Origin of the sequence: Pseudomonas sp. TH31 (genome assembly GCF_016650815.1) — a bacterium.
Lineage (GTDB): Bacteria > Pseudomonadota > Gammaproteobacteria > Pseudomonadales > Pseudomonadaceae > Aquipseudomonas.
This window is the reverse complement of record NZ_JAEKEZ010000033.1, coordinates 131,812-157,506: the sequence shown is the minus strand read 5'-3', so window position 1 is coordinate 157,506 and position 25,695 is coordinate 131,812. Positions and strand designations below refer to the sequence as shown.

22 protein-coding genes, 1 tRNA gene and 5 pseudogenes are annotated in these 25,695 nt (G+C 59.4%); 15 read left to right on the top strand and 13 right to left on the bottom strand.

The annotated features are described in order from the left end of the window. Positions 1-23: 23 nt before the first annotated feature. From JFV26_RS26420 to JFV26_RS26405, 4 genes and pseudogenes are all read right to left on the bottom strand, one after another. A pseudogene (locus JFV26_RS26420) lies at positions 24-3,043 on the bottom strand (MdtB/MuxB family multidrug efflux RND transporter permease subunit). A 47-nt stretch (positions 3,044-3,090) separates the two neighbouring features. After that, a complete protein-coding gene (locus JFV26_RS26415; protein ID WP_201196471.1) occupies positions 3,091-4,401 on the bottom strand; it encodes an MdtA/MuxA family multidrug efflux RND transporter periplasmic adaptor subunit in 1,311 nt (436 codons plus the stop codon). Positions 4,402-4,576: 175 nt separating this feature from the next. Next, positions 4,577-5,077 carry a thiol peroxidase gene (gene tpx / locus JFV26_RS26410; protein ID WP_201196470.1) on the bottom strand — a complete coding sequence of 167 codons (501 nt, stop codon included), beginning with the start codon at positions 5,075-5,077 and terminating at the stop codon, positions 4,577-4,579. Between the two features lie 259 nt (positions 5,078-5,336). Further along, the gene (locus JFV26_RS26405) at positions 5,337-5,780 is read right to left on the bottom strand and encodes an SRPBCC family protein (RefSeq protein WP_201196469.1); all 444 of its coding nucleotides are present in this window, start codon (positions 5,778-5,780) and stop codon (positions 5,337-5,339) included. Between the two features lie 265 nt (positions 5,781-6,045). On the opposite strand from JFV26_RS26405, the gene JFV26_RS26400 reads away from it, so the two are divergent. From JFV26_RS26400 to JFV26_RS26380, 5 genes and pseudogenes are all read left to right on the top strand, one after another. Further along, the gene (locus tag JFV26_RS26400) at positions 6,046-6,471 is read left to right on the top strand and encodes a YciI family protein (protein ID WP_201196467.1); all 426 of its coding nucleotides are present in this window, start codon (positions 6,046-6,048) and stop codon (positions 6,469-6,471) included. Between the two features lie 426 nt (positions 6,472-6,897). After that, positions 6,898-7,303 (top strand): annotated as a pseudogene (locus JFV26_RS26395) (hypothetical protein). 10 nt (positions 7,304-7,313) lie between these two features. Beyond that, positions 7,314-7,517, top strand: coding sequence for a hypothetical protein (locus tag JFV26_RS26390; RefSeq protein WP_201197023.1), 204 nt, complete (start codon positions 7,314-7,316; stop codon positions 7,515-7,517). Between the two features lie 172 nt (positions 7,518-7,689). Next, complete coding sequence (locus JFV26_RS26385; RefSeq protein ID WP_201196465.1) at positions 7,690-9,096, top strand: DUF1254 domain-containing protein; 1,407 nt, start codon at positions 7,690-7,692, stop codon at positions 9,094-9,096. Between the two features lie 111 nt (positions 9,097-9,207). After that, positions 9,208-9,501: pseudogene (locus JFV26_RS26380) on the top strand (hypothetical protein); the annotation flags it as partial. A 59-nt stretch (positions 9,502-9,560) separates the two neighbouring features. Here JFV26_RS26380 and JFV26_RS26375 read toward each other — a convergent pair. Next, positions 9,561-10,528: pseudogene (locus JFV26_RS26375) on the bottom strand (hypothetical protein). Between the two features lie 392 nt (positions 10,529-10,920). On the opposite strand from JFV26_RS26375, the pseudogene ccoN reads away from it, so the two are divergent. Together ccoN and JFV26_RS26365 are read left to right on the top strand one after the other, a co-directional pair. Continuing rightward, positions 10,921-12,347 (top strand): annotated as a pseudogene (ccoN, locus tag JFV26_RS26370) (cytochrome-c oxidase, cbb3-type subunit I). 15 nt (positions 12,348-12,362) lie between these two features. Continuing rightward, a complete protein-coding gene (locus tag JFV26_RS26365; protein WP_201196463.1) occupies positions 12,363-12,584 on the top strand; it encodes a cbb3-type cytochrome c oxidase subunit 3 in 222 nt (73 codons plus the stop codon). Positions 12,585-12,713: 129 nt separating this feature from the next. Here JFV26_RS26365 and JFV26_RS26360 read toward each other — a convergent pair whose 3' ends face one another. Both JFV26_RS26360 and JFV26_RS26355 read right to left on the bottom strand, forming a co-directional pair. After that, entirely contained in the window at positions 12,714-13,208 is a 495-nt protein-coding gene (locus tag JFV26_RS26360) for a hypothetical protein (protein ID WP_201196461.1), read from the bottom strand. 70 nt (positions 13,209-13,278) lie between these two features. Further along, a complete protein-coding gene (locus tag JFV26_RS26355; RefSeq protein ID WP_201196459.1) occupies positions 13,279-14,046 on the bottom strand; it encodes a helix-turn-helix domain-containing protein in 768 nt (255 codons plus the stop codon). 78 nt (positions 14,047-14,124) lie between these two features. Here JFV26_RS26355 and JFV26_RS26350 point away from each other — a divergent pair, with 78 nt between their 5' ends. Further along, positions 14,125-14,817, top strand: coding sequence for an aspartate/glutamate racemase family protein (locus JFV26_RS26350; RefSeq protein WP_201196458.1), 693 nt, complete (start codon positions 14,125-14,127; stop codon positions 14,815-14,817). Position 14,818: 1 nt separating this feature from the next. On the opposite strand, the gene JFV26_RS26345 is transcribed toward JFV26_RS26350, so the two are convergent. From JFV26_RS26345 to JFV26_RS26330, 4 genes are all read right to left on the bottom strand, one after another. Beyond that, positions 14,819-15,340, bottom strand: a complete 522-nt coding sequence (locus JFV26_RS26345) for a GNAT family N-acetyltransferase (protein ID WP_201196456.1) — start codon at positions 15,338-15,340, stop codon at positions 14,819-14,821. 239 nt (positions 15,341-15,579) lie between these two features. After that, entirely contained in the window at positions 15,580-16,788 is a 1,209-nt protein-coding gene (locus JFV26_RS26340) for a DSD1 family PLP-dependent enzyme (protein ID WP_201197005.1), read from the bottom strand. 74 nt (positions 16,789-16,862) lie between these two features. Then, positions 16,863-18,257 carry a D-arabinono-1,4-lactone oxidase gene (locus tag JFV26_RS26335; protein WP_446739948.1) on the bottom strand — a complete coding sequence of 465 codons (1,395 nt, stop codon included), beginning with the start codon at positions 18,255-18,257 and terminating at the stop codon, positions 16,863-16,865. Between the two features lie 18 nt (positions 18,258-18,275). Then, complete coding sequence (locus tag JFV26_RS26330; RefSeq protein ID WP_201196454.1) at positions 18,276-18,650, bottom strand: c-type cytochrome; 375 nt, start codon at positions 18,648-18,650, stop codon at positions 18,276-18,278. A 377-nt stretch (positions 18,651-19,027) separates the two neighbouring features. Between JFV26_RS26330 and JFV26_RS26325 the strand changes: the two genes are divergently transcribed. Together JFV26_RS26325 and JFV26_RS26320 are read left to right on the top strand one after the other, a co-directional pair. After that, on the top strand, positions 19,028-20,653 hold the full coding sequence (locus tag JFV26_RS26325; protein ID WP_201196452.1) for an NADP-dependent glyceraldehyde-3-phosphate dehydrogenase: 1,626 nt from the start codon (positions 19,028-19,030) through the stop codon (positions 20,651-20,653). Between the two features lie 37 nt (positions 20,654-20,690). After that, positions 20,691-21,728 carry an FUSC family protein gene (locus JFV26_RS26320; RefSeq protein ID WP_201196450.1) on the top strand — a complete coding sequence of 346 codons (1,038 nt, stop codon included), beginning with the start codon at positions 20,691-20,693 and terminating at the stop codon, positions 21,726-21,728. Positions 21,729-21,731: 3 nt separating this feature from the next. Here JFV26_RS26320 and JFV26_RS26315 read toward each other — a convergent pair whose 3' ends face one another. After that, positions 21,732-22,625, bottom strand: a complete 894-nt coding sequence (locus JFV26_RS26315) for a DMT family transporter (RefSeq protein ID WP_201196448.1) — start codon at positions 22,623-22,625, stop codon at positions 21,732-21,734. Positions 22,626-22,760: 135 nt separating this feature from the next. Here JFV26_RS26315 and JFV26_RS26310 point away from each other — a divergent pair, with 135 nt between their 5' ends. The 3 genes from JFV26_RS26310 (at position 22,761) to JFV26_RS26300 (ending at position 23,988) form a co-directional block, all read left to right on the top strand. Next, positions 22,761-23,198 (top strand): Lrp/AsnC family transcriptional regulator, encoded by a 438-nt coding sequence (locus JFV26_RS26310; protein WP_054046539.1) that lies wholly within the window; start codon positions 22,761-22,763, stop codon positions 23,196-23,198. A gap of 57 nt (positions 23,199-23,255) precedes the next feature. After that, entirely contained in the window at positions 23,256-23,585 is a 330-nt protein-coding gene (locus tag JFV26_RS26305; RefSeq protein WP_201196446.1) for a YceK/YidQ family lipoprotein, read from the top strand. A gap of 133 nt (positions 23,586-23,718) precedes the next feature. Next, positions 23,719-23,988: a VOC family protein gene (locus JFV26_RS26300; protein WP_242487905.1), complete on the top strand. Its 270-nt coding sequence runs from the start codon at positions 23,719-23,721 to the stop codon at positions 23,986-23,988. Positions 23,989-24,060: 72 nt separating this feature from the next. Here JFV26_RS26300 and JFV26_RS26295 read toward each other — a convergent pair whose 3' ends face one another. After that, positions 24,061-24,732, bottom strand: a complete 672-nt coding sequence (locus tag JFV26_RS26295; protein ID WP_201196444.1) for a Bax inhibitor-1/YccA family protein — start codon at positions 24,730-24,732, stop codon at positions 24,061-24,063. 123 nt (positions 24,733-24,855) lie between these two features. Here JFV26_RS26295 and JFV26_RS26290 point away from each other — a divergent pair. Both JFV26_RS26290 and JFV26_RS26285 read left to right on the top strand, forming a co-directional pair. Then, positions 24,856-24,943: transfer RNA gene (locus tag JFV26_RS26290), tRNA-Ser, on the top strand. Between the two features lie 206 nt (positions 24,944-25,149). Further along, positions 25,150-25,359 carry a hypothetical protein gene (locus tag JFV26_RS26285; protein WP_201196442.1) on the top strand — a complete coding sequence of 70 codons (210 nt, stop codon included), beginning with the start codon at positions 25,150-25,152 and terminating at the stop codon, positions 25,357-25,359. Positions 25,360-25,695 lie beyond the last annotated feature (336 nt).

Genomic DNA, 25,695 nt, shown 5'->3' with positions numbered 1-25,695 from the left:
CTACCGCTTCCACGGCTGCAGACTTATGGCTCCCAGCGCCGACCGAGACGGTCGAAATACAGGTAGATCACCGGGGTGGTGAACAGCGTCAGCACTTGGCTCACCAGCAAACCACCGACCATCACCAGACCCAACGGTTGACGCAGCTCTGCCCCGGAACCGGTGGCCAGCATCAACGGCACCGCGCCGAACAATGCAGCCAGGGTGGTCATCAAAATCGGCCGGAAACGCAGCAGCGCCGCCTGGTAAATCGCCTGCTCCGGCGCCATGCCCTGATTGCGCTCAGCGTCGAGGGCAAAGTCGATCATCATGATCGCGTTCTTCTTCACGATGCCGATCAGCAGGATGATGCCGATGATCGCGATCATCCCCAGGTCATTGCCGGTCAGCAGCAACGCCAGCAAGGCGCCGACCGCCGCCGAGGGCAAGGTCGAGAGGATGGTGATCGGGTGAATGTAACTTTCGTAGAGCACGCCGAGCACGATGTACATGGTCACCACCGCCGCCAGGATCAGCAGCAAGGTGCTCGACAGCGACGCCTGGAAGGCTTCGGCCGCACCCTGGAACTGGGTCTGCACGCCGATCGGCATGCCGATGTCCTTTTGCACCTGATCGATGATCTCCACCGCATGCCCCAGCGCCACGCCGGGGGCCAGGTTGAACGACATCATCACCGCCGGGAACTGGCCGATGTGAGTGATCGCCAATTGCGTCTGGCGTTGCTCGACATGCGCCAGGCTGGACAGGCGCACCTGGCCGCCCGACGTGGTCTTGACGTGAATCTGGTTCAGCGCGTCCGGGCCGATTTTCTCGCCGGACTGCGATTGCAGCACCACGCGGTACTGGCTGGCCTGGGTGTAGATGGTCGAAATCTGCCGCTGGCCGAAAGCGTCGTACAGCGCATCGGTGATGTTCTGCACCGACACACCAACCCGCGACGCCGCATCACGGTCGATCACCAGGTACACCTGCAAGCCCTTGTCCTGCAAATCGCTGGCGACGTCGGTCAGTTCCGACCGATGAGCCAGGGCTTCGACCAGGCGCCCGCTCCACAGGCTGAGCAATTCGGCGTCTGGTGACGACATGCTGAACTGGTACTGCGTGCGGCTGACCCGATCTTCGATGGTCAAATCCTGCACCGGCTGCATGAACAGGCGAATGCCGATCAACTTGTCGACTTCCGGTTGCAGGCGCGCAATGATTTTCGTCGCGCTAAGGTCCCGCGCGCTGTGGGGTTTGAGGTTGATCAACATGCGACCGCTGTTGAGCGTCGAGTTGTCCCCGTCCACACCAATGTAGGACGACAGGCTTTCCACTGCCGGGTCGGCCAGAATCACTTTGGCCAGCTCTTGCTGACGCTCGCTCATCGCGGCAAAGGAAATCGACTGCGGCGCCTCGGAAATACCCTGGATCACCCCGGTGTCCTGCACCGGGAAGAAGCCTTTGGGCACGATCATGTAAAGGAATACGGTCAGACCCAGGGTGGCGATGGCCACCATCAAGGTCAGCGGCTGGTGCTTGAGCACCCACTGCAACTTGCGCCCGTAAGCCGCGATCATCCAGTCGATGGTTGCGCCGCTGGCGCGATAGAAACGGCCCTGCTCTTCTTCCTTGGGTTCACGCTTGAGCAGCCGCGCGCACATCATCGGCGTCAGGGTCAGCGACACGACCAGGGAAATCAGGATCGCCACCGCCAGGGTGATGGCGAATTCCCGGAACAAACGCCCCACCACGTCGGCCATGAACAGCAGCGGGATCAGTACCGCAATCAGCGACAGGGTCAGGGAAACCAGGGTGAAGCCGATCTGCTTAGCGCCCTTGAGCGCCGCATTCAGCGGGCTGTCGCCTTCTTCGATAAATCGGGAGATGTTCTCCAGCATGACGATCGCATCGTCCACCACGAAACCGGTGGCGATGGTCAGGGCCATCAGAGTCAGGTTGTTGACCGAGAACCCCGCGAGGTACATCACGCCGAAAGTGCCGATCAACGACAGCGGCACGGCAACCGATGGAATGATCGTCGCGCTAGCACGACGCAGGAACAGGAACGTCACCATGACGACCAACGCGATGGCGATCAGCAGTTCGTGTTGTACGTCGGTAACGGAGGCGCGGATGGTCTGGGTGCGGTCGGTCAGGACGGTGACTTGCAGGCCGGCCGGCAGGTTGTCGGTGATGCTCGGCAGCAAAGCCTTGATCCGGTCGACCACCTCAATCACGTTGGCACCGGGCTGGCGCTGGATGTTCAGCAACACGGCCTGGTTTTCATTGGCCCATGCCGCCAGTCGTTCGTTTTCGGCGCCGTCGACGATTTCCGCCACGTCCTTGAGCCGCAACGGTGCACCATTGGCGTAAGCGAGGATCAGGTTGGCGTAGTCCTTGGGCGAAGTCAGCTGATCGTTTGCGTCGAGCATCGACACCGGGTCGGGCCGTCGAAGTTGCCCTTGGGCTGGTTGACGTTGGACGCGCCGACGAGGGTGCGCACATCCGACAGGTTCAAGCCATTGGCCGCCAGGGCCTCGGGGTTGACCTTGATCCGCACCGCCTGACGCTGGCCGCCGGCAATGCTGACCATGCCGACGCCGCTGATCTGGGCGATTTTCTGCGCCATGCGGGTGTCGACCAAATCATTGAGTTTGGGCAGCAGCATGGTCTTGGAGGTGATGGCCAGGGTCAGCACCGGGGTGTCCGCCGGGTTGACCTTGTTGTACACCGGCGGTGCCGGCAGGTCCTTGGGCAGCAAATTGGTCGCGGCATTGATCGCGGCCTGCACCTGTTGCTCGGCGACGTCCATATTGATGTCGAGGCTGAACCGCAGGGTCAGCACCGAAGCGCCGCCCGAACTGGTGGACGCCATTTGGGTCAGGCCGGGCATTTGCCCGAACTGACGCTCAAGCGGCGCGGTCACCGCACTGGTCATCACATCCGGGCTGGCGCCGGGATAGAGCGTCATGACGCGGATGGTCGGGTAATCGACCTGGGGCAACGCCGACACTGGCAACAAACGATAAGCGATGATGCCGGCCAGGATAATGGCCAGCATGCTCAGGGTCGTGGCGACCGGGCGAAGGATGAACAGCCGCGAGATGTTCATGCGCCCTTCTTCACCTTGTCGTTGGCGGTCGCGTCAGGGGTCTTGGCCGCCGACTTGCCTTGCAGGTGTTCGGTCGGGGTGGTCGGTACATCCTGGCTGTCGTTGACCACTTCCACTTCGCTGCCTTCCTTCAGGCGGTCGGTGCCTTCCAGGACCACGCGATCACCGACGGCCAGGCCATCGGTGATGACAGTGTTGTTGCCGTCACTGGCGCCGACTTTCAACTGACGGATCGTGACCTTCTTGTCCCCGTCCATGGCATAGACGAAGGTGCCGTTGGTGCCGAACTGAATCGCCGCCGAGGGTGCGAGTGTCACGTCTTTGAGGGTGTCGGCCAGCAAGTGCACATTGACGAACTGGTTGGGGAACAACGCTTGATCGCGGTTCTCGTAGCGCGCCTTGAATTTCAGGGTACCGGTGGTGACGTCGATCTGGTTGTCGAGGCTCTGCAACACGCCGCTGGCCTGCAATTTCATGTCACCACGGTCCCAGGCTTCCACCGGCAGTTTGGCGCCGGTGTGGTAGCGGGCCAGCACGGTGTCGAGGCTGTTTTCCGGCAGGGTGAAGACCACGCTGATCGGTTGGGTCTGGGTGATGATGGCCAGCGCGGTGGTGTCATTGGCGGCGACAAGGTTGCCGACGTCCAGCTGGCGCAAACCGACACGCCCGGTGATCGGTGCGCGGATCTTGGTGAATTCGAGATTGAGCTTGGCGTCGTTGACCGCTGCCTGGTTGGTCTTGACCGTGCCCAGGTATTGGCCAACCAGCGCTTCGGCGGTGTCCAGGGTCTGCTTGGCGATACTGTCTTCTTTAAACAGACCGCGATAACGCTCGACATCGACCTGGGCGTTTTTCAGTTGCGCCTGGTTTTGCAGCAAAGTGCCTTCGGCCTGGAGCAAGGCATTCTGGTAAGGACGCGGGTCGATCTCGGCCAACAAGTCGCCGGCCTTGACCATCTGCCCTTCCTCGAAGGCAACTTTCATCAACTCGCCCGCCACCCGGCTGCGCACATTGATGGTGTTGAGCGCCGTGACCGTGCCCAGCGCCTTGTAATACAGCGGGAAATCACCCTTGACCGCCGGTGCCACGCGCACCGGAATCGGCCCGCTCGCCCCGCCAAACCCTGGACGCATCCCTCCGGCCTTGCCCGTATGCCCGGCAGCGGCTTTCGGCTTTTCGCCCGCCTTATGGTCAGTGCTGGCTGGCCAGAACTTCCAGCAGGCACCCGCGACGATCAACAGGACAAGAAGGCCGAACAGCCAGCGACGGGGACTACGGGAGGAGGATTGCATTGAATGATCAACCATGGGCGCGGGGGCTTCTTCTACGGGAGGCTGAACGATAAGCACTGGCGAGCATTAAGCAAAGCGGCTTTACCGGCTATTTACCTTCGGCATACATAACGGGATGTTTATCTAAGACACTGAAGCACAAATGAAAACGGCCTGGACAGAGCCAGGCCGTTAACAATTGTAAAGCCGCTTACTTCAGAACGGCGAGGGCCGCTGCGTAATCAGGCTCTTCTGCAATTTCTTTAACGAGTTCGCTGTGCAGCACGTTGTCGTTTTCGTCCAGTACCACGACGGCACGGGCGGTCAGGCCTTTGAGCGGGCCGTCAGCAATGGCCACACCGTAGTTTTCGATGAACTCGGCGCCGCGCAGGGTCGACAGGTTCTGAACGTTTTCCAGGCCTTCAGCGCCGCAGAAGCGTGCCTGGGCGAACGGCAGGTCAGCGGAAATGCACAGCACGACGGTGTTGGCGACGTCATTGGCCTGGGCGTTGAACTTGCGAACCGAAGTCGCGCAGGTCGGGGTATCGACGCTTGGGAAGATGTTCAGCACTTTGCGCTTGCCGGCGAAGCTCGCCAGGGTTACGTCGGACAGATTGCCGGCAACCAGGGAAAAGGCTGGAGCCTTGGAACCGGCTTGTGGCAGTTGGCCGTTGACTTGAACCGGGTTGCCTTTAAGAGTGACTTGAGCCATGAACGGAGTCCTTCTGGAAGTGTTGTTGGAAATTTGAAGAGGCCGAAGTTAACCACGAAACTGTCCGACGACCTATGCCCAGATACAAATTGCAAAATGTTGGTGCTGAAATTGGATACAACTCGCACAAATGACACAAAAACCCTGTAGGAGCGTGCGGGCGGCGTTCCGACTTGCCCGCGAAGGACGCGCCGCAGTGCAACAGGCTGACCGCGTTATCGTTCTTCGCGGGCAGGCCTTGCTCCTACAGGGAGCGTGTTCAGGCGAGCAACCGCAACATATTGCGATGCCGAGCCTCGAAAATCCGCCGCATGTAGCCGTTGACCAGCAACCACTCCAATGGCGCGCCACCAATAGCCGCATACGTCACGCGGTCGGTGTACAGCGTACCGCCCTCTCCCGCCGCCACCCGGTGTTCATGACGAAAGGCAGCCATCGGCCCCTTGAGCATTTCATCGATGAAATGCGTTTCCCCGACTTCACGAATTACCACCGTCCAGTTCGAAGGAATGACGTTGAACATCCAGTGCCGAAAGCGAAACTGGCGCCCGGCCTCGATACGCAGATTGTTCGGGTCGATATCGCCCAGCGCCGTGACACGCTCGGGGAAGATCTTCGGGAAGTTGACGCCTTCCAGGCAGAAATCGAGGACTTGGGTGGGCGTGCGATCAGGGATCAGGGTGGTGAGTTGCAGCACGGGCATGATTGACAGACATTCCATTGTCCAGGAAAGGCGCAGCCTACCACCGCGCTCAACCCCGACACACCCTGTAGGAGCTGCCGAAGGCTGCGATCTTTTGATTTTTCTTTTAAAGATCAAGATCAAAATCAAAATCAAAAGATCGCAGCCTTCGGCAGCTCCTACCGGGATACGGGTGTGCTGCTAAATTTTGTTGGCAACGTTGTCGATTCAGGAAACGGCCATTCGACTAGGTAGCGAATCACTCACCTGCAATGGAGATAAAACCATGCGATTCATGATCATTGTGAAAGCCAGCCAGAGTTCCGAGGCTGGCGTGATGCCCAGCGAAGAGCTGCTGACCGCGATGGGCAACTACAACGAAGAACTGGCCAAGGCTGGCATCCTCCTATCATGCGACGGCCTGCAACCCAGCAGCAAAGGCGCCCGTGTACGCTTCTCAGGCAGTAAGCGCACGGTGCTTGACGGTCCGTTTGCCGAAACCAAGGAGTTGATCGGCGGTTATTGGATATGGCAGGTGAAATCGAAAGAGGAAGCGATCGAGTGGGTCAAGCGCTGCCCCAATCCTATGCCGGGCACAGAGGCCGAAATCGAGATTCGCCAAATGTTCGAGGCCGAGGATTTCGGTGCCGAGTTCACACCGCAGTTGCGCGAACAGGAAGAACGACTGAGGGCACAGGCGAAGAAGAACTGATGTTGGCCGATGCTGGACAAGATCCAACTACCTGAATAGGTAACCCCCCCTGTGGGAGCAAGCCTGCTCGCGATGGAGGCGTGTCAGCCAAAACATCTATGACTGATCGACCGCTTTCGCGAGCAGGCTCGCTCCCACAATGAAACGTCTGAGCGCATAACATTTGTGCCTCTGCCTGCGCTTTAACCTGACTGGAAGCTCACACCCCGCCGCCAACCTCCTGATTCGATTTAACTTTCCAGTTCACAGAAATAACGAGAACACGTACACATAACGAAAGAATAAAACCTTTTGGCTGGCTAACTCTTGGTTAGCTGCTAGCGTCAACTGACGTGTCCTACAGGCTTGATCGAAAAGAGATTACGCAGTAAAGGCCAAGCATATGGCCGAGTTCGTCCACTGAGCCACCAAGGAACCGGGGGAATCATGTCGAAAAATCCAGGAGCGCACGCACTTTTGCTGGTGTCACTCATGGCGTCTGCCATTTGTGCTCAGGCGGATAACGCCGAGGAAGCCAACAAGAGTAACAACCCGTTGAACCTGGCGCCCGGCGCCAACTTGCAGGATTACTACACGCCCAGGCTCTACGATACCAATGTTCATACCAAACCTGGCCAAGGGCTGGCACCTGCGCTCGACCGGGACCTGGACCTTTGACCTGAAGAACGACACCCATTACATCCCTATCGGGTTGGGTGGCGGCAAGGTCTGGAAATCCGGGAGCAACATTATCAACACCTTCGTAGAACCCCAATGGACCGTGGAACGCAAAGGCGATGGTTTGCCGCAGTTCACGCTGTTCGCCGGGATCAACGTCACGTTCGGCAAATAAGGACACTCATATGCATATTTCACTTCGTGCGGCAGGGTTCAGTGTGATGGCGATGTTCGCCAGTTGTGGTGTTGGCGCTCAAGCGCAGGCACGGGAAATCGGGGTACAAACCCCGCCGGGGCAGCACTCGTCCAGCTACTCACGGCTGTATGCGCCGACTGAAGCGTATGTCGACAAGAGCTGGAAACTCGATGACATCAAAGTAGTGGAATAACGATCGATGCCTGACATCAATCAGCAACCTGTGGGAGCGAGCCTGCTCGCGATGGCTTATTGGCAGGCAATAGATGTGTTGAATGGACAACCGTCATCGCGAGCAGGCTCGCTCCCACAAAGGGTTCTGTGTTCAGTCTCAACTGACTGGCATTACACAAAAAGGACACACCATGCAGTTTGAAAAAGCCCCACGCCTGATGCTTGCAAGCCTCTCGTTACTGCTCAGTTGCAGTGCCTGGGCGGATTTCAGCGCCACGCCTGAAGAGGCCCGCGGCCTCGCCAGGGAAGCCTACCTGTACGGCTTCCCGGTAGTGGAGATGTACAAGACCCTCTACACCCAAGCCGTGGACAAGAGCGGGCCGAATTTCAAGGCACCGTTTAACAAGATCGGCAACACCACCAAGGTGTTCACGCCCGCGGACACTGCATTTGTCACCCCTAACTCCGACACGCCCTACTCCTTCGTCTGGATGGACCTGCGCACGGAACCCGTGGTGCTGACCCTGCCGCCCATTGCAGAAAACCGTTACTACTCGGTGCAGTTGATCGACCTCTACACGCAAAACTTTGGGTACCTGGGCACCCGCAGCACCGGCAACAAGGGCGGCACCTTCATGATTGCCGGCCCGGACTGGCAGGGCCAGCAACCGGTGAACATCGATCGGCTGGTGCGCAGTGAAAGCAACATTGCCTACGCGCTGTATCGCACGCAGCTGTTCGACAATGCCGACCTGAACAAGGTCAAGCTGATCCAGAACGCCTACAAGGTGCAAACCCTCAGCCAGTACCTCAAGCAACCAGCGCCACCTGCCGCGCCAAAAGTCGATTGGCCCAAACCCACCCCGACGATGAGCGACAGCCCTGAGCTGTTCCGCTACCTCAACTTCATGCTGGGTTTCGCCCCGCCCCAGGACGTGGAAAAAGACCTGCTGGCACGCTTCGCCAAGATCGGCATCGTCGGTGGCCAGCCGTTCAAAGTCAGCGACCTGAGCGCCGAACAACGCAAGGCACTGGACGACGGCATCGCCGACGGCAAGGCCGAGTTCGCCCAGTTCAAAAAGGACAAGATCGACACGCACCAGGTCACCAGCGGCGACTTCTTCGGCACGCGCGATCACCTGAACGGCAACTACCTGTATCGCTACGTCGGCGCCAATGTCGGGATCTTCGGCAACTCCGCCGAAGAGGCGAATTATATCGGCTACTTTGTCGACAACCAGGGCAAACCACTCAACGGCGCCCGCCACAGCTACACCCTGCACTTCAACAAGGACGAGCTGCCACCGGCCGACGCCTTCTGGTCGCTGACCCTGTACGACGGCAAGACCAAGTTGCTGGTGGCCAACCACATGAAGCGCTACCTGATCAATTCGCGGATGTTGCCCAGGCTCAAGCGCGATGCCGACGGCGGGCTGACCCTGTATGTGCAGCATTCGGAGCCGGTGGATGGCAAGAAAAGCAACTGGCTGCCGGCACCGCACGGGCCGTTCTACTCAGTGCTGCGCCTGTACCTGCCTAAGCCGGAAGTGGTCAACGGTCAGTGGAAGATTCCGCCGTTGACACCGATTAGCCAATAAATGCGACAGCAACAAAACACACAATAAAACGACCATGACCGGAGCAGCTTTCATGGATAGGAACTGCGTTTCTCGGCCATTGCTGGCGGCGGGGTGCAGCCCGACGGTCATGAGTTCCACGAAATGCTGCTGGTGCGTTCGAGGGAGCCGATTGAACTGGATGCGCAGAAAATCCACCAGCGCTTCCAGCAGGACAGCGTTCGCAGCACTTTGCAGGACGTGGGTATCGGTTCAGCCACCGGGTTCAACGAGCAAATGAACGCGCACCACCAACGCTTGATGCAGTTTTATCGGGCGAGTTTGCATGCTTACGATGGTAACCGTGATGCCTGGGCGCGGGACATTCGCGAGGTGATGCTGGGGGATGGGGGGAATCCGTATTACCGGTGGTTTGTCGGGGAGTGAAATGCTGCCTGATAGATCGCCTTCGTCAGTTCAGCCACCACACATCCCTGAACTGCAAATCACCAGGACGACCCACTCTTAGCCGCCAATTCGCGCCGACTATTGGCCCGCATCGCCTTGATCAACGACACCGTCCCCACCAGCAGAATCGCCGCGCCAAACAGGAAGTCGATGTTGTACAGCTGGAAATCCTGCAACGGCCCCACCAGCAGCACCCTTATCGCACCAATCCCCACCAGTGTGGCCAGGAAGTCGATACCCGGTTCATCGCGATAAAACACGTGCATGAGCGGCAAGCAAATCACCAGCAACAACAGCAGGACAATCACCTTGAACGAGCCCTTGCGCTCGACGCTGAACGCGCATTCGTTGGCCGCATATGGCTTGTAATCCTCATCGCGAACCATCGAGTTTTTCTCGTTGACGTACTCGACGCGGTTGTACTTCTGGATCGGCGTAAAGGTGTTCGACATCTCCATCAGGGTGGTGATGTGACGGAAACGCAGGTCGATGCGTTCGTTGCCCTTGAGGTAATAGAGCACCGGTTTGTAGCCGTAGCGGTAGGTGTCGAAGGGAAACTCGGTGACCCTCCCTGGACGCCGATCGGTCGCGACTCGAGTTCGGCGTAGGCACTTCTGTTGTCCGAGGCGAGATTGCGGCTCAGGGGTTTGATCCTGACCTGCTCGAGGAAGATCGGCGTGGCGCCGTAGGACCACGGCAACGGCTCCAGACGCAGGCGCAGTTCATTGCGGCCCAGGTCGTAGCGGTTAAAGGTGCGCTCGGAAACGATGATCGAGCCACCGAGCATAAACTCGCCGCGCAGGTTGTTGGTGATGCGCAGGGTCAACTGGTCCTTGCCCAGCGCCAGCGCGTCGGCGGACGGTGGCGTGCCGCACCAGGCGGTGCTGTCATAGGCGCCGCCCAACTGCCCGCCGCGGTTTTCCTGGAACACGTAGAAGTAACCGCCCCACAGGGTCAACATCAGTAAAAATGCCGTCAACCCTAAAATCTTCTTGCCGAAACTCACAACGCCAGACTCCCTTCTTGATTTCGTCCATGCAGCCAAAAAAATCGCTGAGTGCGCGGACTCTACCAAAATGCTATCACCTCCCCAAGCAAAAACACTCCCTGAGGAGGCTCGGCCCATAGCGGCCCGCGCCGAACGCTGCCTCGCGGTGCTCGACAGCTGCTACAGGGGGCTTTGTGGTGAGTATGATGGACCTACGGCGCAGCACGTTACAGATCCACCTGAAACCTAAAAAACCGTATCAGAGCGCGGCAGATGGCCGCAGGCATGCCTCGCATCTGATCCGCATAAATCTAGTTTTCCTGAGTCTGTTTTGTTTCTGGCAGGGTTTCTACAGTGCATCCCATGCCAGACCGGGTGGCCTGGCGAGACTTTGCATGGATGAACTGACCATGAGCACAGCAACAATCGGACAGGCCTATAACTACAAGGTCGTCCGCCAATTCATCGTGGCAACCATTGTTTGGGGCGTCGTGGGGATGGCAATGGGGGTGTTTATCGCCTCGCAACTGGTGTGGCCCGAGATGAACCTCGATCTGCCGTGGACCACCTTCGGCCGCTTGCGTCCGCTGCACACCAGCCTGGTGATTTTCGGCTTTGCCGGCAGCGCACAATTCGCCGCCAGTTACTACGCGGTGCAGCGCACCTGCCAGGTGCGGCTGTTCTCGGACAAGCTCGCAGCGTTCACCTTCTGGGGCTGGCAATCGGTGATCGTGGTGATGCTGATCTCCTTGCCGCTGGGCTACACCACCACCAAGGAATACGCCGAGATCGAGTTCTCCGGTGCGGTGTGGATGACCGTGGTCTGGGTCGCCTACGCCATCGTGTTCTTCACCACCGTGGTGCAGCGCAAGACCAGGCACATCTACGTCGGCAACTGGTTTTTCGGCGCGTTCATCGTGGTGATCGCCATGCTGCACGTGGTCAATCACCTGTCGATTCCGGTGGGCTGGTTCAAGTCGTATCCGGTGTATTCCGGGGCCACCGATGCCATGGTGCAGTGGTGGTACGGGCACAACGCGGTGGGTTTCTTCCTGACCACCGGATTCCTGGGGATGATGTACTACTTCGTGCCAAAACAGGTCGGACGGCCGGTGTACTCGTATCGGTTGTCGATCGTGCATTTCTGGGCGCTGATCACCCTGTACATCTGGGCTGGCCCGCACCACTTGCACTACACCGCGCTGCCGGACTGGGCGCAGTCGCTGGGCATGGCGATGTCGCTGATCCTGCTGGCGCCAAGCTGGGGCGGGATGATCAACGGGATGATGACGCTCTCGGGCGCCTGGCATAAGTTGCGCACCGATCCGATCCTGCGTTTCCTGGTGCTGTCGCTGGCCTTCTACGGCATGTCTACGTTCGAGGGCCGATGATGGCGATCAAGACGGTGAACGCCCTCTCCCACTATACCGACTGGACCATCGGCCACGTTCACGCGGGTGCTTTGGGTTGGGTAGCGATGATCACCTTCGGCGCGATTTACCACATGGTGCCGAAAGTCTTCGGCCGCGAGCAGATGTTCAGCACGCCGCTGATCAACCTGCACTTCTGGCTGGCGACCATCGGCACCGTGCTCTACATCGCGTCGATGTGGGTCAACGGCATCACCCAAGGCCTGATGTGGCGCGCGATCAACGACGACGGCACGCTGACTTACTCCTTCGTCGAGGCCTTGCAGGCCAGCCATCCAGGGTTTGTGGTGCGGTTTGCCGGCGGGGTGTTCTTCCTCAGCGGCATGCTGCTGATGGCTTACAACTGCTGGCGCACGGTTCGGGTGGCGGACGTGGTGATGGCCGAGCGTGAAGCGCAGATTGCCTGAGGCAAGGAGCTTGAGATGATCGAGATGATGTTGAATCTGTTCGGGGTTATCGGGTTCTGGCTGGCCATCGAATATTGCTTGAAGCATCAGACGGCGCAGAGCCTGGAGGATGCGAGCTTGATCCCGTTTGCCGATGACCCGGAGGTGGCAAGGCGGGTGGAATTGGCGACGGGCAAGACGGTGAAGGCGGTGGCGCCGGAGGAAGCTAAATCTGGTTGGGGCGACCTGGAAATTTGACGCAACGCCGATCAATGTGGGAGCGAGCTTGCTCGCGATAGCGGTTTAGCATTCAACATCCATGTTGACTGACCCTCCGCCATCGCGAGCAGGCTCGCTCCCACAGGGGTTCGCGCTCGCTCAGAAAGATCAGCCGCGTTCGCGCGGAATCAGACTCTGTAACTGCAACGCCAAAAAATTCGCATCAAAGCTGAACGTATCCGGGTCTTTCAGGCCGTTGGTCTTGCGCCACTGCCAGCTCGCGGATGGCGGCAGGCACACCAGCGAAATGCTGCCGTAACGCGCGGCCGTCAGGCCCATCACCGCCAGTGAAATCTGACCACCCGCCCCCATCACATCCGGCACAAACTCCACCGGTTTACCGGCAATCACCACCGTCAGCTTCTCGGTCTTGAAGGTCGAAGTCTCGACCGGCACGCTCGGCACCGAGGCGACGTACACCTCACGGCTCACTTCCAGCAGATTCGGTGCCTGGACCGGTTCCAGCCAGTGCTGGATCTGATCGAACAGCTCACCAATGCGCGTCGCCCACACGGCCGATTGCGACTCAAACAATTGCTTCTTGTGCGCTTCGCTTTCTGCGTAGTGGCGAAGCATCTCACCCAGTTGCTGTACGTCGTCCATTGCGGTGTTCCTATGGTTGAAGCAGTGCTGCGGACTTTGAGCATGGCAGATGCGCGCCACCGGCGTACGACTAAAAGCGTGAGCGGTACTGGCTGGGGGTCATGGCCAGGTGTTTACGAAAGGCGCTGCCCATGTGCGACTGATGGGCGAAGCCTGCGTCCTGGGCGATGCTGGCCAGGGGCAGATCCGTCTGTTCGATCAGTCGGCGCGCGGCCTGCAGCCTGACCTCAATCAGATACGCGTGGGGCGTGAGGCCAATGGCACGGGTGAAGTCGCGCAGAAAACGCAATTCATTGTGTCCATAAGTAACGGCCAGCTGTTCCAGGCTCAGGGGGTGATGGAACTGCCCGGCAATCTGATCCAGCACTCGGGCGAAGGCCTGGGGCGTGGTCCTCTGCGCGTTTTCGGCAGGTACACCCGCCAGACCGACAAACGCCAGCACACCTTGTTCCAGGGCCAACCGGTCAGGTTGCGGGGCCAGCAGCAAACGCCGCAACGCTCTCGCCAGCGCTAACGCCCGGCCATTCCCGGCGGACTGCACGCGATGGTTTACCAAAGGCACGTATTGATGGGCGAAGTGTTCGTCCATCCGTAGTACCAGGTATTCACCGCCGCTGGCCGATTCGGAAAACACCTCGACGCCGACCGGGGTATGCGCCAGTACGCCGGGCAGCGTGTCGAAGTCCACCCGATGATCCGAATCGATGGCATGTACGCCTTGCTGGGGCTCCAGCGTCACGCCAAGCGTGTGCCATTGCGCCGGATCCCGTGCGCTGTAAGCAGCACGCGGCAGCAGTTGCAGGCAAACTGTATCGCTCAGCAGGCTTTGGCTCAGCATGTGAAATTTCCTGATAGATCGACGCTCGAATCCACGGGAGACTCTCTGACAAAGGGTAGCCAACAACAGGAGCACAGCATGCGCACCATCGGCCTGATCGGCGGCATGAGCTGGGAGTCCAGCGCCGAGTACTATCGCCTCATCAACCAACAAGTCCGTGACCAACTCGGGCCGTTGCGTTCGGCGCAATTGCTAATGTACAGCGTCGACTTCGGGCCTGTCGAACAGGCCCAGCATGCCGGGCGCTGGGGCGATGCGGCGGCGATTCTGGTGGATGCCGCGCGCAGGCTGGAGGCCGGCGGCGCCGAGTGCGTGGTGCTGTGTACCAACACCATGCACAAGGTGGCCGGGCAGATTCAGGCCGCCATCGGCATTCCGTTCCTGCACATCGCCGACCCGACCGGCCAGGCGGCGGTCGAGGCCGGGACACTTAAGGTAGGCTTGCTGGGCACCGCATTCACCATGGAGCAGGACTTTCTCAAGGATCGTCTGGCAGCCATGGGGCTGACGGTGCTGGTGCCAGAGGTCGAAGAGCGCCAAGCCGTGCACCGGATCATTTACGACGAGTTGTGCGTCGGGGTGATCAGCGAGGCGTCGCGCAAGGTTTACCAGCAAGTCATCGAGTCGCTGACGGCGCGCGGCGCCCAGGCAATCATCCTTGGCTGCACGGAAATCACCTTGCTGATCAAACCCGAGCACAGCGCCCTGCCCCTGTTCGACACCACCGAACTGCATGCGCAGGCGGCGGTGGCGTTCGCCCTGGACAACTGAGTCAGCCGGCCTTGGGCGTGGAGCGCAGACGCGCCATGCTCAAGGCATCCACCAGCACACCGTCGCGCACGGCGTAGTCGCGAAACAGGCCTTCGTCTTCAAAACCGAACTTGCGGTACAGCGCGATGGCCGCTTCGTTATCGGCGTACACCGAAAGCTCGACCCGGCGCAGGTTCATCCAGTTGTCGGCGATGTCCAGCGCCGTTGCCAGCAGTTTCGAGCCGACCCCTTTGCCTTGCCATTCACCGGCTACGCCCATGCCGAGGTTCCCGGCGTGGCTGCGGCGGATCCGCGAGAACTGCTCCAGCCCGATATTGCCGATGACCGTCCCCTGATGCAGCGCCACCAGTTGCACCACGCGTTCGTTGTCCGGCGCCAGGCGTTTGCGCCAGACCTCAGCGGATTGAAACGGCATTTGCAGCACTTGGCGGGTAATGACCGAATCGTTGTAAAGCGCGGTGATACCGTCGATGTGGGATTCGCTGAAGCGCTGGATGGTGATGATCGGGTCGGTGGTGGGCATGGTGATTCTTCCTTGAGCGGCCCCTGACTCTAACCCGCGATCTGCCTGTGTGGCGAGTTCCAAATGTGGGCGAGCAAGCCCGCTCCCACATTTTGATCTCGGCTGTTCAAGCATCATGTGCCTATCGAAGAACCCTTGTGGGAGCGAGCCTGCTCGCGAAGACGGTGGCACATCCAACATTGATGCTGACTGACAGGCCGCTTTCGCGAGCAAGCTTTGCTCCTACAGTTGGACGGTGTTCAGGCGTAGACCGGCCAGGTATCGACAATCCTGCCGCCACGCACCGCCAGCAGATCACCAAATTGCAGCAACACCGACTCCGTCTGTGTCGGGCGCAGGAACACCTGATCCTCCACTACCAACCCGACCGCGCCGGAGCCATTGACCATTTCCTGGTTCGAACTGCGGCCATACACCCCGTTACTCTGCAAACCCTGGGGCGACTCGAACTCGGCCATCCAGTTGCCGCCGTAAATGAAGAATGTCTCGCGCTGATTGGCGTCCCACCACGAGAACAGTTTCGACTTGGCGTCCAGCGCCGGAATGTTCACCGCCCCGGTGCTTTTCAACACCGGCGTGGCGATGTACGCCGCCGGCACATGGTCCAACAGTGACGGCAAATCATAATGCGTCGGTTTGAGCATCGCCGTGCCCACCGAGACTTCGCTGCTCAGGCGTTCCTGTTCGTGCATGCGATAACTCGGACTGCCGGCGGTATTGAGCGTCAGGCCTTCACGCCACAAACCCGGATACTGCTGCCGGGTGAAGTCGACACAGCGGTTGTAGATCAGCATGACCTTGGCGAACAGCTCCTCGGGTGAACCAAGAATCCCCGGCACGCCCATGCCCACGAACGGGTCATAGCCCATGAAGCCAGCGAATTCCAGATGTTGTGGATGAGCGCTGATCAGCGTCAGCATCTGCCCGAGCACGCCCAGGTCGCTGACACCGCCGCGATGCAAGCCGACGTCCAGCTCGATGTTCACCCGCAGTCGTGTGCCCAGACCTTGCGCAAGTGCCAGGTATTGCCGGAGTCGCTCGGGGGTGTCGAGCAACCACTGCAACTGCTGCGCCGGGTCGAACGGCCCTTTGTGGGTTTCGTAAAACAACTGTGCCGAACGCACCGGCAGCGGTTTACCGAGCAGAATGTCGGCGTCGGGAAACTGCACCGCGTCATGGTTGAGAAACGGCTGGTGGAACGACATCAAGCGCTGGGTGCCGGCACGTTTGGCGATGTACGTCAGCAGCCCCGGTGCCGGCAGGGATTTCTCCACCAGGCGCAGGTGTTTACCCGCGCGCTGGACCGACTGCATCACCACGTCGATGTTGTGATCCAGGCGATCCAGATCGATCAGCATCACCGGGCGCATCGTGCCGTGGTCCTTGAGTTCACGATTCAACGCACGGAAATAGTCGCTGTACGGTCCGCCCCTGTCCCCCGGTCGCAGCCATGCGCCAACGCCAACCAGCAAGGCGCCCACGCCTACGCTGCCAAGCAGAAAATTGCGTCGGTTCACGGCCATCAGCTCATCCCCAGAATCGACATCAAATGCGCGTTGAGAAACCTGCCGCTCGGGTCGAGGGCCTGGCGCACCTCAATGAATTCCCGCCAGCGTGGGTACAACGGCTGCAACGTCCGGGCGTTGAGCGTGTGCAGCTTGCCCCAGTGCGGCCGGCCGTTGTACTTCCAGAAGATCGGTTCGACGGCGGCGAAGAAGTTGTGATGATCCATCTGGTAGTGCTGGTGAACCGAGATCGAACAACTATCGCGGCCTTCGAACATGCTCAGGGGAATGTCGTCGGCTTTGACGTAGCGGTACTCGATGGGAAACCAGGTGCGCAGGTCTTTGTCCTGAATCAGCTTGAGGATTTCCCGCAGGCAAGCGGGGCCGTGTTCGGCCGGCACCGAATACTCCATCTCGTTGAAACGCACCGTGCGCACGTTGGCGTAGATGTCGAACGAGTCGCCGACCCGGTCATCGAAACTGGCGAGATGGCGCAGGTTGTTGAGCATGGTACGGCGCAGGTCGGGGAAGTCGCTGCCGTACTTGTCAATCTTCTCGATCAGGGTCACGAATTCGTTGCCGCCCTCCTCATCGGCCGGGATCGGCGGTGTGGCCGGGTCGGTGGTTTCGTTCAGGGCAATCGACAAGGCATAGTCGGAATGGGTCACCACGAGCATTTCCCAGTGCTGGTTTTCCTCGGTATTTTTGTTGATGTCTTCCAGCAGTTCTTCGGTCTTGGCGATCCACTGGCGTTCTCTCAGACGATAGGCCGGGCGATTTTGCAGGCGTATTTTGCTCGCCACGCCCAATGCCCCGAGGGAAACCCGTGCAGCGCTGAACACGTCAGGATGATGGGTGCTGTCACAGTCGAGCACTTCGCCGCTGGCGGTTACCAGTTGCAGGCCACAGACGTGGGCCGAGTAGGATTGAAAGGTCTTGCCGGTGCCGTGGGTCGAGGTGGAAATCGCGCCGGCGAGGGTCTGATAGTCGATGTCGGCCATGTTCTGCAGCGCCTGACCGATGTCCTTAAGCGGCGTGCCCATGCGTGACATCGGCGTGCCGGCGGCGAACTCGGCCTGCAGGGTATTGGGATCGTGGTCGAGCAGTCCGGTGAAATAGCTCATGGACAACAGCGTGCCGTCGGTTGGCACCAGGGCGCTGAATGAATGCGCCGAACCGACCGGGCGGATCTTGCCGGGGACCTGGCGGACCACTTGGGTCAGTTCATCGAGGGTTTTCGGGGCCAACCGCGCCGCCGGCAGGCAACTCTGGCCACCGGACCAGTTGCGCCAGGGAATCAATCGCGGTGCGCGCAGCAGGTCGGCCAGCGCCGGGCTGGAACCGAGCGCAGTGAAGGCGCCGATGATGCTCGCCCGTTGCAATAACTGACGTCGTGTCAGTCCCATTGTCATGAAGTGCACCTGCCGTTCTTATAGCTGGATGGACTGACCGGACATATATGAAATCAGTGCCAGGAACTCTTGCTCGGAACACTGCATGCACATTCCCATCGGCGGCATGCCGTTGTAGCCGTTGATCGCGTGATCAAGCAACGTATCGGCGCCTTGCAGCACCCGCGGCTCCCAGGCTTTTTTGTCACCGGTCAACGGCGCCCCGGCGGCGGGATTGGCGTGGCAGAGCTTGCAACTGTTGGCGTAGACCTGCGCCAGAGCGGCGTCGGTGGGTGCCGCACTGGCCGCCTCGCTGCGGCTGTCCGGGGTTTTGGGTGCTTCACCGCAGCCACTGAGCAGCGCGGCGAAGACCAGCAGCGCCGCATAACTGTTTGTCGATCTGCTTGCCCGCATAGCAGTCCTCTCGTGTGGTGCTCCGGTGAGCCGGATACACATTTTTTATTGTGATCAAGGAGAGGCAACACTAAGCCATGCGCGTGGCGGAATTGAGGGCATTGCCGGACATTAAGGGGGCTTCTGAGGCCAGTAAAATATGGTGGGAGCGGGCTTGCTCGCGAAGGCGGTGGGTCATTCAGTATTGAAGTTGCCTGACACACCGCCTTCGCGAGCAAGCCCGCTCCCACAATGGGCCGGCGTCGAACAAGCCACTCGCGGCAACATCAGCGACTACCTTGAATAGGCAACGCTCACCTGAGATGAGTCATGACAAGCGAGGCCTAGGTCTGCTAAAACGATTCATCAGTGCATCAGAATCCACACGGGGTAGCGACATGACCACAGCACACATCCTTGGCAATCTGTTTCCCGACAGCAGCGACATCCCGGAAAAATACCGCCTCGACGGCCAGACCGAGCAACGTGAATACCTGGTCGATGGCGAGCTGCGAACCTGGAGCGGCCCTCTCGCCCAAGTCCGCAGCCCGGTGTACCTGACCGGCGAGAATGGCGATGAACAAGTGATCCTCGGCAGCACGCCGCTGCTGGATGCTGAAACCGCCTTGACCGCCCTCGACGCCGCCGTCCGCGCCTACGACCGTGGCCAGGGCCTATGGCCGACCATGCGCGTGGCCGAGCGCATTCAACACGTCGAAGCCTTCCTCGGGCGTATGCGCCAGCAGCGTGAGGCGGTGGTGAAGTTGCTGATGTGGGAAATCGGCAAGAACCTCAAGGACTCGGAAAAAGAGTTCGACCGCACCTGCGATTACATCGTCGACACCATCAACGCCCTCAAGGAACTCGACCGCCGCTCCAGCCGTTTCGAACTGGAACAGGACACACTTGGCCAGATCCGCCGCGTGCCACTGGGCGTCGCGCTGTGCATGGGGCCCTACAACTACCCGCTGAACGAAACCTTCACCACGCTGATTCCGGCGCTGATCATGGGCAACACCGTGGTGTTCAAACCGGCCAAGCTTGGCGTGTTGTTGATTCGCCCGCTGCTGGAAGCCTTCCGCGACAGCTTCCCGACCGGCGTGATCAACGTGATCTACGGCAGCGGCCGCGAAACCGTCAGCGCGCTGATGGCCAGTGGCAAGATCGATATCTTCGCGTTTATCGGCACCAACAAAGCGGCCAGCGACCTGAAGAAACTTCACCCTAAACCACACCGCTTGCGCGCCGCGCTGGGCCTGGACGCGAAAAACCCCGGCATCGTGCTGCCCGAGGTGGACCTGGATAACGCCGTCAGCGAGGCACTCACCGGCTCACTGTCGTTCAATGGCCAACGCTGCACCGCGCTGAAAATCCTCTTTGTCCACGAAGACGTGGTCGAGTCGTTCATCGAGAAATTCAACGCCAAACTCGCCACCCTCAAACCCGGCATGCCGTGGGACACCGGCGTGGCGCTGACGCCGCTGCCGGAAGCGAGCAAGGTTGAATACCTGCATTCGGTAGTGGCGGATGCGGTCAGCAAAGGCGCCACGGTGGTCAATCCCAACGGTGGTGAGGCCCGCGCGTCGTTCTTCTACCCGGCAGTGCTGTACCCGGTGACCCCACAGATGCGCGTTTATCAGGAAGAGCAGTTCGGCCCCGTTGTGCCGATCGTGCCTTACCGGCATCTGGACACGGTGATCGACTACGTCCTGGAGTCGGACTTCGGCCAGCAACTGAGTATCTTCGGCACCAACCCGGTGGCAGTTGGCCGATTGGTCGACACCTTCGCCAATCAGGTCGGGCGCATCAACATCAACGCCCAATGCCAGCGCGGCCCGGACACTTTCCCGTTCAACGGCCGCAAGAACTCCGCCGAAGGCACACTGTCGGTACATGATGCGTTGCGGGTGTTTTCGATCCGGACGTTGGTCGCGACCAAGTTCCAGGACAGCAACAAAGCGCTCATCAGCGAAATCATTCGCGGGCGCGATTCGAGCTTCCTGACGACTGATTACATTTTCTGAGGAAACCTGATCTGAAAGCCTATCGCCTGCCCCCCTGATGCGCCGATTACTGCGTCCGTTACTCGACCCTTATCGGCGCTATCGAAACGCCCGAGTCATCCACGCGGTACGGGTTTCTCTGGGGTTGCTGGCGACGATCCTGCTGACCACCGGCATCCACCTGCCCCACGGCGAGTGGGCGTCGGTGACCATGCTGGTGGTGATCGGCGGTTTGCAGCACCACGGCAACATCGGCAAAAAAGCCGCCGAGCGGGCAATTGGCACCTTGATCGGTGCCGGGGTCGGCTTGCTGCTGGTGGCGCAACAGGCCTGGCTCGGGATGCCATGGCTGACTTATTTCGCGATGTCGGTGGTGTGCGGGTTCTTCTCGTATCACGCCATCGGCAAGGGTGGTTACACGGCGCTGTTGTCGGCGATTACCGTGTTCATTGTCGCCGGGCATGGCGATAACCCGGTCACTGACGGGTTGTGGCGCGGGGTCGATATTCTGATCGGCATCGCCCTGGCCCTGGCGTTTTCCTTTGCCCTGCCGCTGTACGCGGTGTTCTCCTGGCGCTACAACCTGGCCGATGCCTTGCGCGACTGCGCAACCATTTACGGGCGCATCATCAACGGCCAACCGGTTTCCGCTGACGAACACCTCAAGCTTATGGGCCGTGTGAACGCGGTGTTGGTGCAACTGCGTTCACTGATGCCATCGGTGTCCAAGGAGGTGCGGATTTCCATGACCGAACTGGACGCCATCCAACGCAATCTGCGGATGTGCATCAGCACACTGGAAATCCTCGGCAATACCCGACCGGACGCCAGTGATCCAGAAGCGATGACCCAGTTGCAAACGGCGTTGAAGGCCGAACACCGACAGATCCGGGTGCAGTTGGTCGGCATGGCCCGGGCCTTGAAGTCCGGGGCGTCCCAGCGGCTCAATCGGCCGGTGGAGCTGCCGGACGCCAGCCTCGATGCGCCGGTTTACAGTCCGCTGGATGGCTACCGCTTATTGACCCGGCAACTGGCCGCCAACATTGGAGAAATGCGCCAGCGCCTGGCCAGGACTGCGCCACGCTGGAACCTCTGAGGTTTACTGCACGGCCACTCGACGCAGCTTCAAGCCCCAGCCCTGCTGCATACCGGCGGCGGCCAGCAGGATAGCGGCGACGCCGGCCCATTGCAGCGGTTCCAGACGATGGCCGAATGCAAACCAGTCGACGAAAATCGCCGCAATCGGGTAGATGAACGACAGTGCACCGGTCAGCGCCGTTGGCAGTTTTTGAATCGCCCCATAGAGCAACACGTACATCAAACCGGTGTGGACGATGCCCATGGTCACCAACGTGGCCCAGGCGCTCGGTGCTTGAGGCAATGCCGAAAAATGGGCGAAGGGCACGAGCATCAGCACGCCTGTGCAGACCTGGATCAAAGCAATCAGATGCGGCGGCGTGCCCGTCAGGCGTTTGATAATCAATGCGGCGATCGCGTAAAGGAACGCCGCGCCCAGCGCCAGGCCGATCCCTGCCAGGTAATCGCTGCCGCCCGTGCCCTGCTCACCGTGGGCGCTGACAATTGCCAGCATCCCGAGGAACGATATGCCCAGCCAGAACAACTTCTGCAGGGTGATTTTCTCCCCAAGAAACAGCGCGGCCAAACCCACCAGCATGAACGGTTGAACGTTATAAACCGCCGTGCCAATGGCAATCGATGCGCGGGAGTAGGACGCGAACAACAATACCCAGTTGCCGACGATCGCCACGCCACTGATTACCACGAGCAGGAACGTGGTACGGGTCAGCATGCCTGGGCGCAGGAAGCCGAATGCTGCGCAGATCAACAACAAGGTGCCGGCACCGAACACACAGCGCCAGAACACCACATCCAGTACCGGTTGCCCGGACACCAGCACGAACCAGCCGATAGTCCCGGAAATGAGCATGGCAGCGGTCATTTCAAATGAGCCGCGACGTAATGTTTTGTCCATCATCAGGCTCCTGTGTTTGAGCCCGAATTATGTCAATCCAACGCTGCCCTTCTCCAGCGCATAAATCAGGCTAAACTCGGCTTCTACCTTTTTTATCAAGGCCGTTTCGTTCAATTGCCTAACAGGGGCTTCACCATGACCGACGACATTGATCAAGTGCTGATCAGCGCATTGATGGAGGATTCACGACGCTCGCTCAAGGCGCTGGCGCAGATCAGCGGCCTCTCCTCGCCCAGCGTTGCCGAGCGCCTGCGCCGTCTCGAAGAGCGCGGCGTGCTCAAGGGCTATACGGTCGAGATCGATCCAAAATGCTTTGGTTACCAATTGCAGGCGATCGTGCGAATCCGCCCATTGCCGGGGCAATTGCAGGAAGTGGAACGGCAAATCCAGGCGATTCCCGAATTTACCGAGTGCGACAAGGTCACCGGCGACGACTGCTTTATAGCGCGTCTGCATGTGCGCTCGATGGAGCAACTGGACACCCTGCTCGACCGTCTCAATACCCACGCCGAAACCAACACCGCCATCGTCAAGAAAACCCCGGTCAAACGCCGGTTGCCGCCAATGGCGTGAATGGCGTTTTGCCAGGATCGGCGTAGATTTATTGTTTTTCGGCTAAGGATTGGCGATATGAAGACTCAGGCAATGATGTTGGCGGCGCTGATGCTCACGGGCTGCGGAACGGTGCAGACGGTGGTGCGCAGTGACGAAGCGGCGGTGAAAAGCCTCAAGGAGAAGCGAAGCTACTGCGGCGCGGTGCCACGCATCTACAGCGGCGTGACCTATGATTTCTGCACCCTGCATGCCCCCTTGGAGGCGGGCGTCGATCCGGAGAAGTACAACAACGGCACGATATTTGTGCTGATTGACGTCGTTATTTCAGGTGCCCTCGATACCATGCTGTTGCCCTATACCATCTATCGCCAGCAGGCCGATGGCAGCATTGTCGTGGTGGAGTAAGGAGCGAGCGAATGCTGTCCCACGTTTTTATCGGCATTACCGACTTTGATCGTGCATTGGCGTTCTACCAACCGATCATGGCCGCACTGAATTTACAGACTACATTCTGCGATCCTGCCAAACCCTGGGCTGGATGGATGAGTGCGAACGCCCCCGTCCGTTGTTTGTCATTGGCACTCCGTTCGACGAACACCCGGCCACACCGGGGAACGGGCAGATGATCGCCCTGCTTGCTCCAAGCCGAGAAATTGTCAGCCGCTGCCATGCGCTGGCCTTGGCCAATGGCGGATCCTGCGAGGGGCCGCCGGGCCTTCGTCCGCATTACCACCCCGACTACTACGGCGCCTACGTGCGCGATCCCGACGGCAACAAGCTCTGCGTCTGTTGCCACGAGCCAGGTTGAAATCAACGACCGGCATCGAATCGCAGACAATAAAAAACCCGCCGAAGCGGGTTTTTTACTCAAGACTTTCGATTAATCATTGCGGCTCATGATGCCGAACAGCTGCAACAAGCTAATGAACAGGTTGTAGATCGATACATACAGGCTGATGGTCGCCATGATGTAGTTGCGCTCGCCGCCGTGAATGATGGCGCTGGTCTGGAACAGAATGCAGACCGAGGAGAACAGCACGAAACCTGCGCTGATCGCCAGTTGCAGACCGCTGATCTTGAAGAACATGCCCGCCAGCGTTGCGCCCAGCAACACGAAGAACCCGGCAGTGATGAAGCCACCCAGGAAGCTCATGTCCTTGCGGGTGATCAGCACGTAGGCCGACAGACCACCGAACACCAGTGCAGTCATCGCGAAAGCGGAGCTCACGACTTCAGCCCCGCCCTGCATACCCAGGTAACGGTTGAGAATCGGGCCGAGCAAGAACCCCATGAAACCGGTCAAGGCAAAAGCCGACACCAGGCCCCAGGCCGAGTCACGGAGTTTGTTGGTCAGGAAGAAAAGGCCATAGAAGCCGATCAGCACCACGAAAACGTTCGGGTAACCGACACGCATCTGCTGAGCAACGAACGCCATCACACCGCTGAATGCGAGAGTGAGAGCGAGCAAGCCGTATGTGTTGCGCAGGACGCGGCTAACCTCTAGCTGCTCAGCCTGCACGCTGTTATTAACTGCGTAATCCTGTTCGCGCATAGCGACACTCCTGTTGGTTTGAAACGTTCAGTCGCAAAGATCATAACAGACGCTCTGTAACAAGCCATGCAGAGAGTTTGACAGTGTGTTTCATTCAGGTATTATGGCGCCCGCAACGCAAACGGAGGTGTGGCCGAGTGGTTTAAGGCAACGGTCTTGAAAACCGTCGACTGTAACAGGTCCATGAGTTCGAATCCCATCGCCTCCGCCATATTTGTACCGACAAAGCCCTGATTATTCAGGGCTTTGTCGTTTCTGGGGTTTGGTGAAATCATTGCCGATACGCAGGTGTTCCATAACCATTCTGGAACCATTCCATAACTCAGCTCATTTTGCCCCTCTTCCGGCGTCCTGCCGATCGTTAAATATCCTTCATGTAACACGATGCTACGCTGACCTTTTAACCGAGGATTCGCGATGCCCAATTCAGACCTGCTCCCTTCCCTGCTGTTCAAGATCAACGAAAACCAACTCGCCCTTGAAGCGGCCATTCTGGAGCTGTCGAACTGGGTAGAGGCCCGCGGCTCAGCCGATGTCGCCGACAACGTTCGCGGCGCCCTGGACACCATCGACAAGAACGAAGAGTTCATCAAGCTGACGCTTGCGGTACTGATGGCGCCGGAGTGACCTCTCACCAGATGAAATCATTTCTTCAAAGTTTCACACTTTGTACGCAAGTCATGCGTCTTCGATTGTGAAGCGGGGTCCACCTGATCGCGATCTTTTCCTCGGCACAGCCCAACAAATCACACACAAAACAAAAACGCCGGGGGCCGTTTTTTGCCTGGTATTTGTGCAAAGTTGCCCCCTGTAAAACCACTCAATACAGTCAACGATGTAATGGGCCTTTATCCCTTGTTTTAAGCCATGACACCCGGCCCCAGTTCCTGAATGTTCCGCTCTAAAGTTCGCACACTTTACCCACAAAAGACCTGATGACAGCAGAACCGACTATCCTTTCGG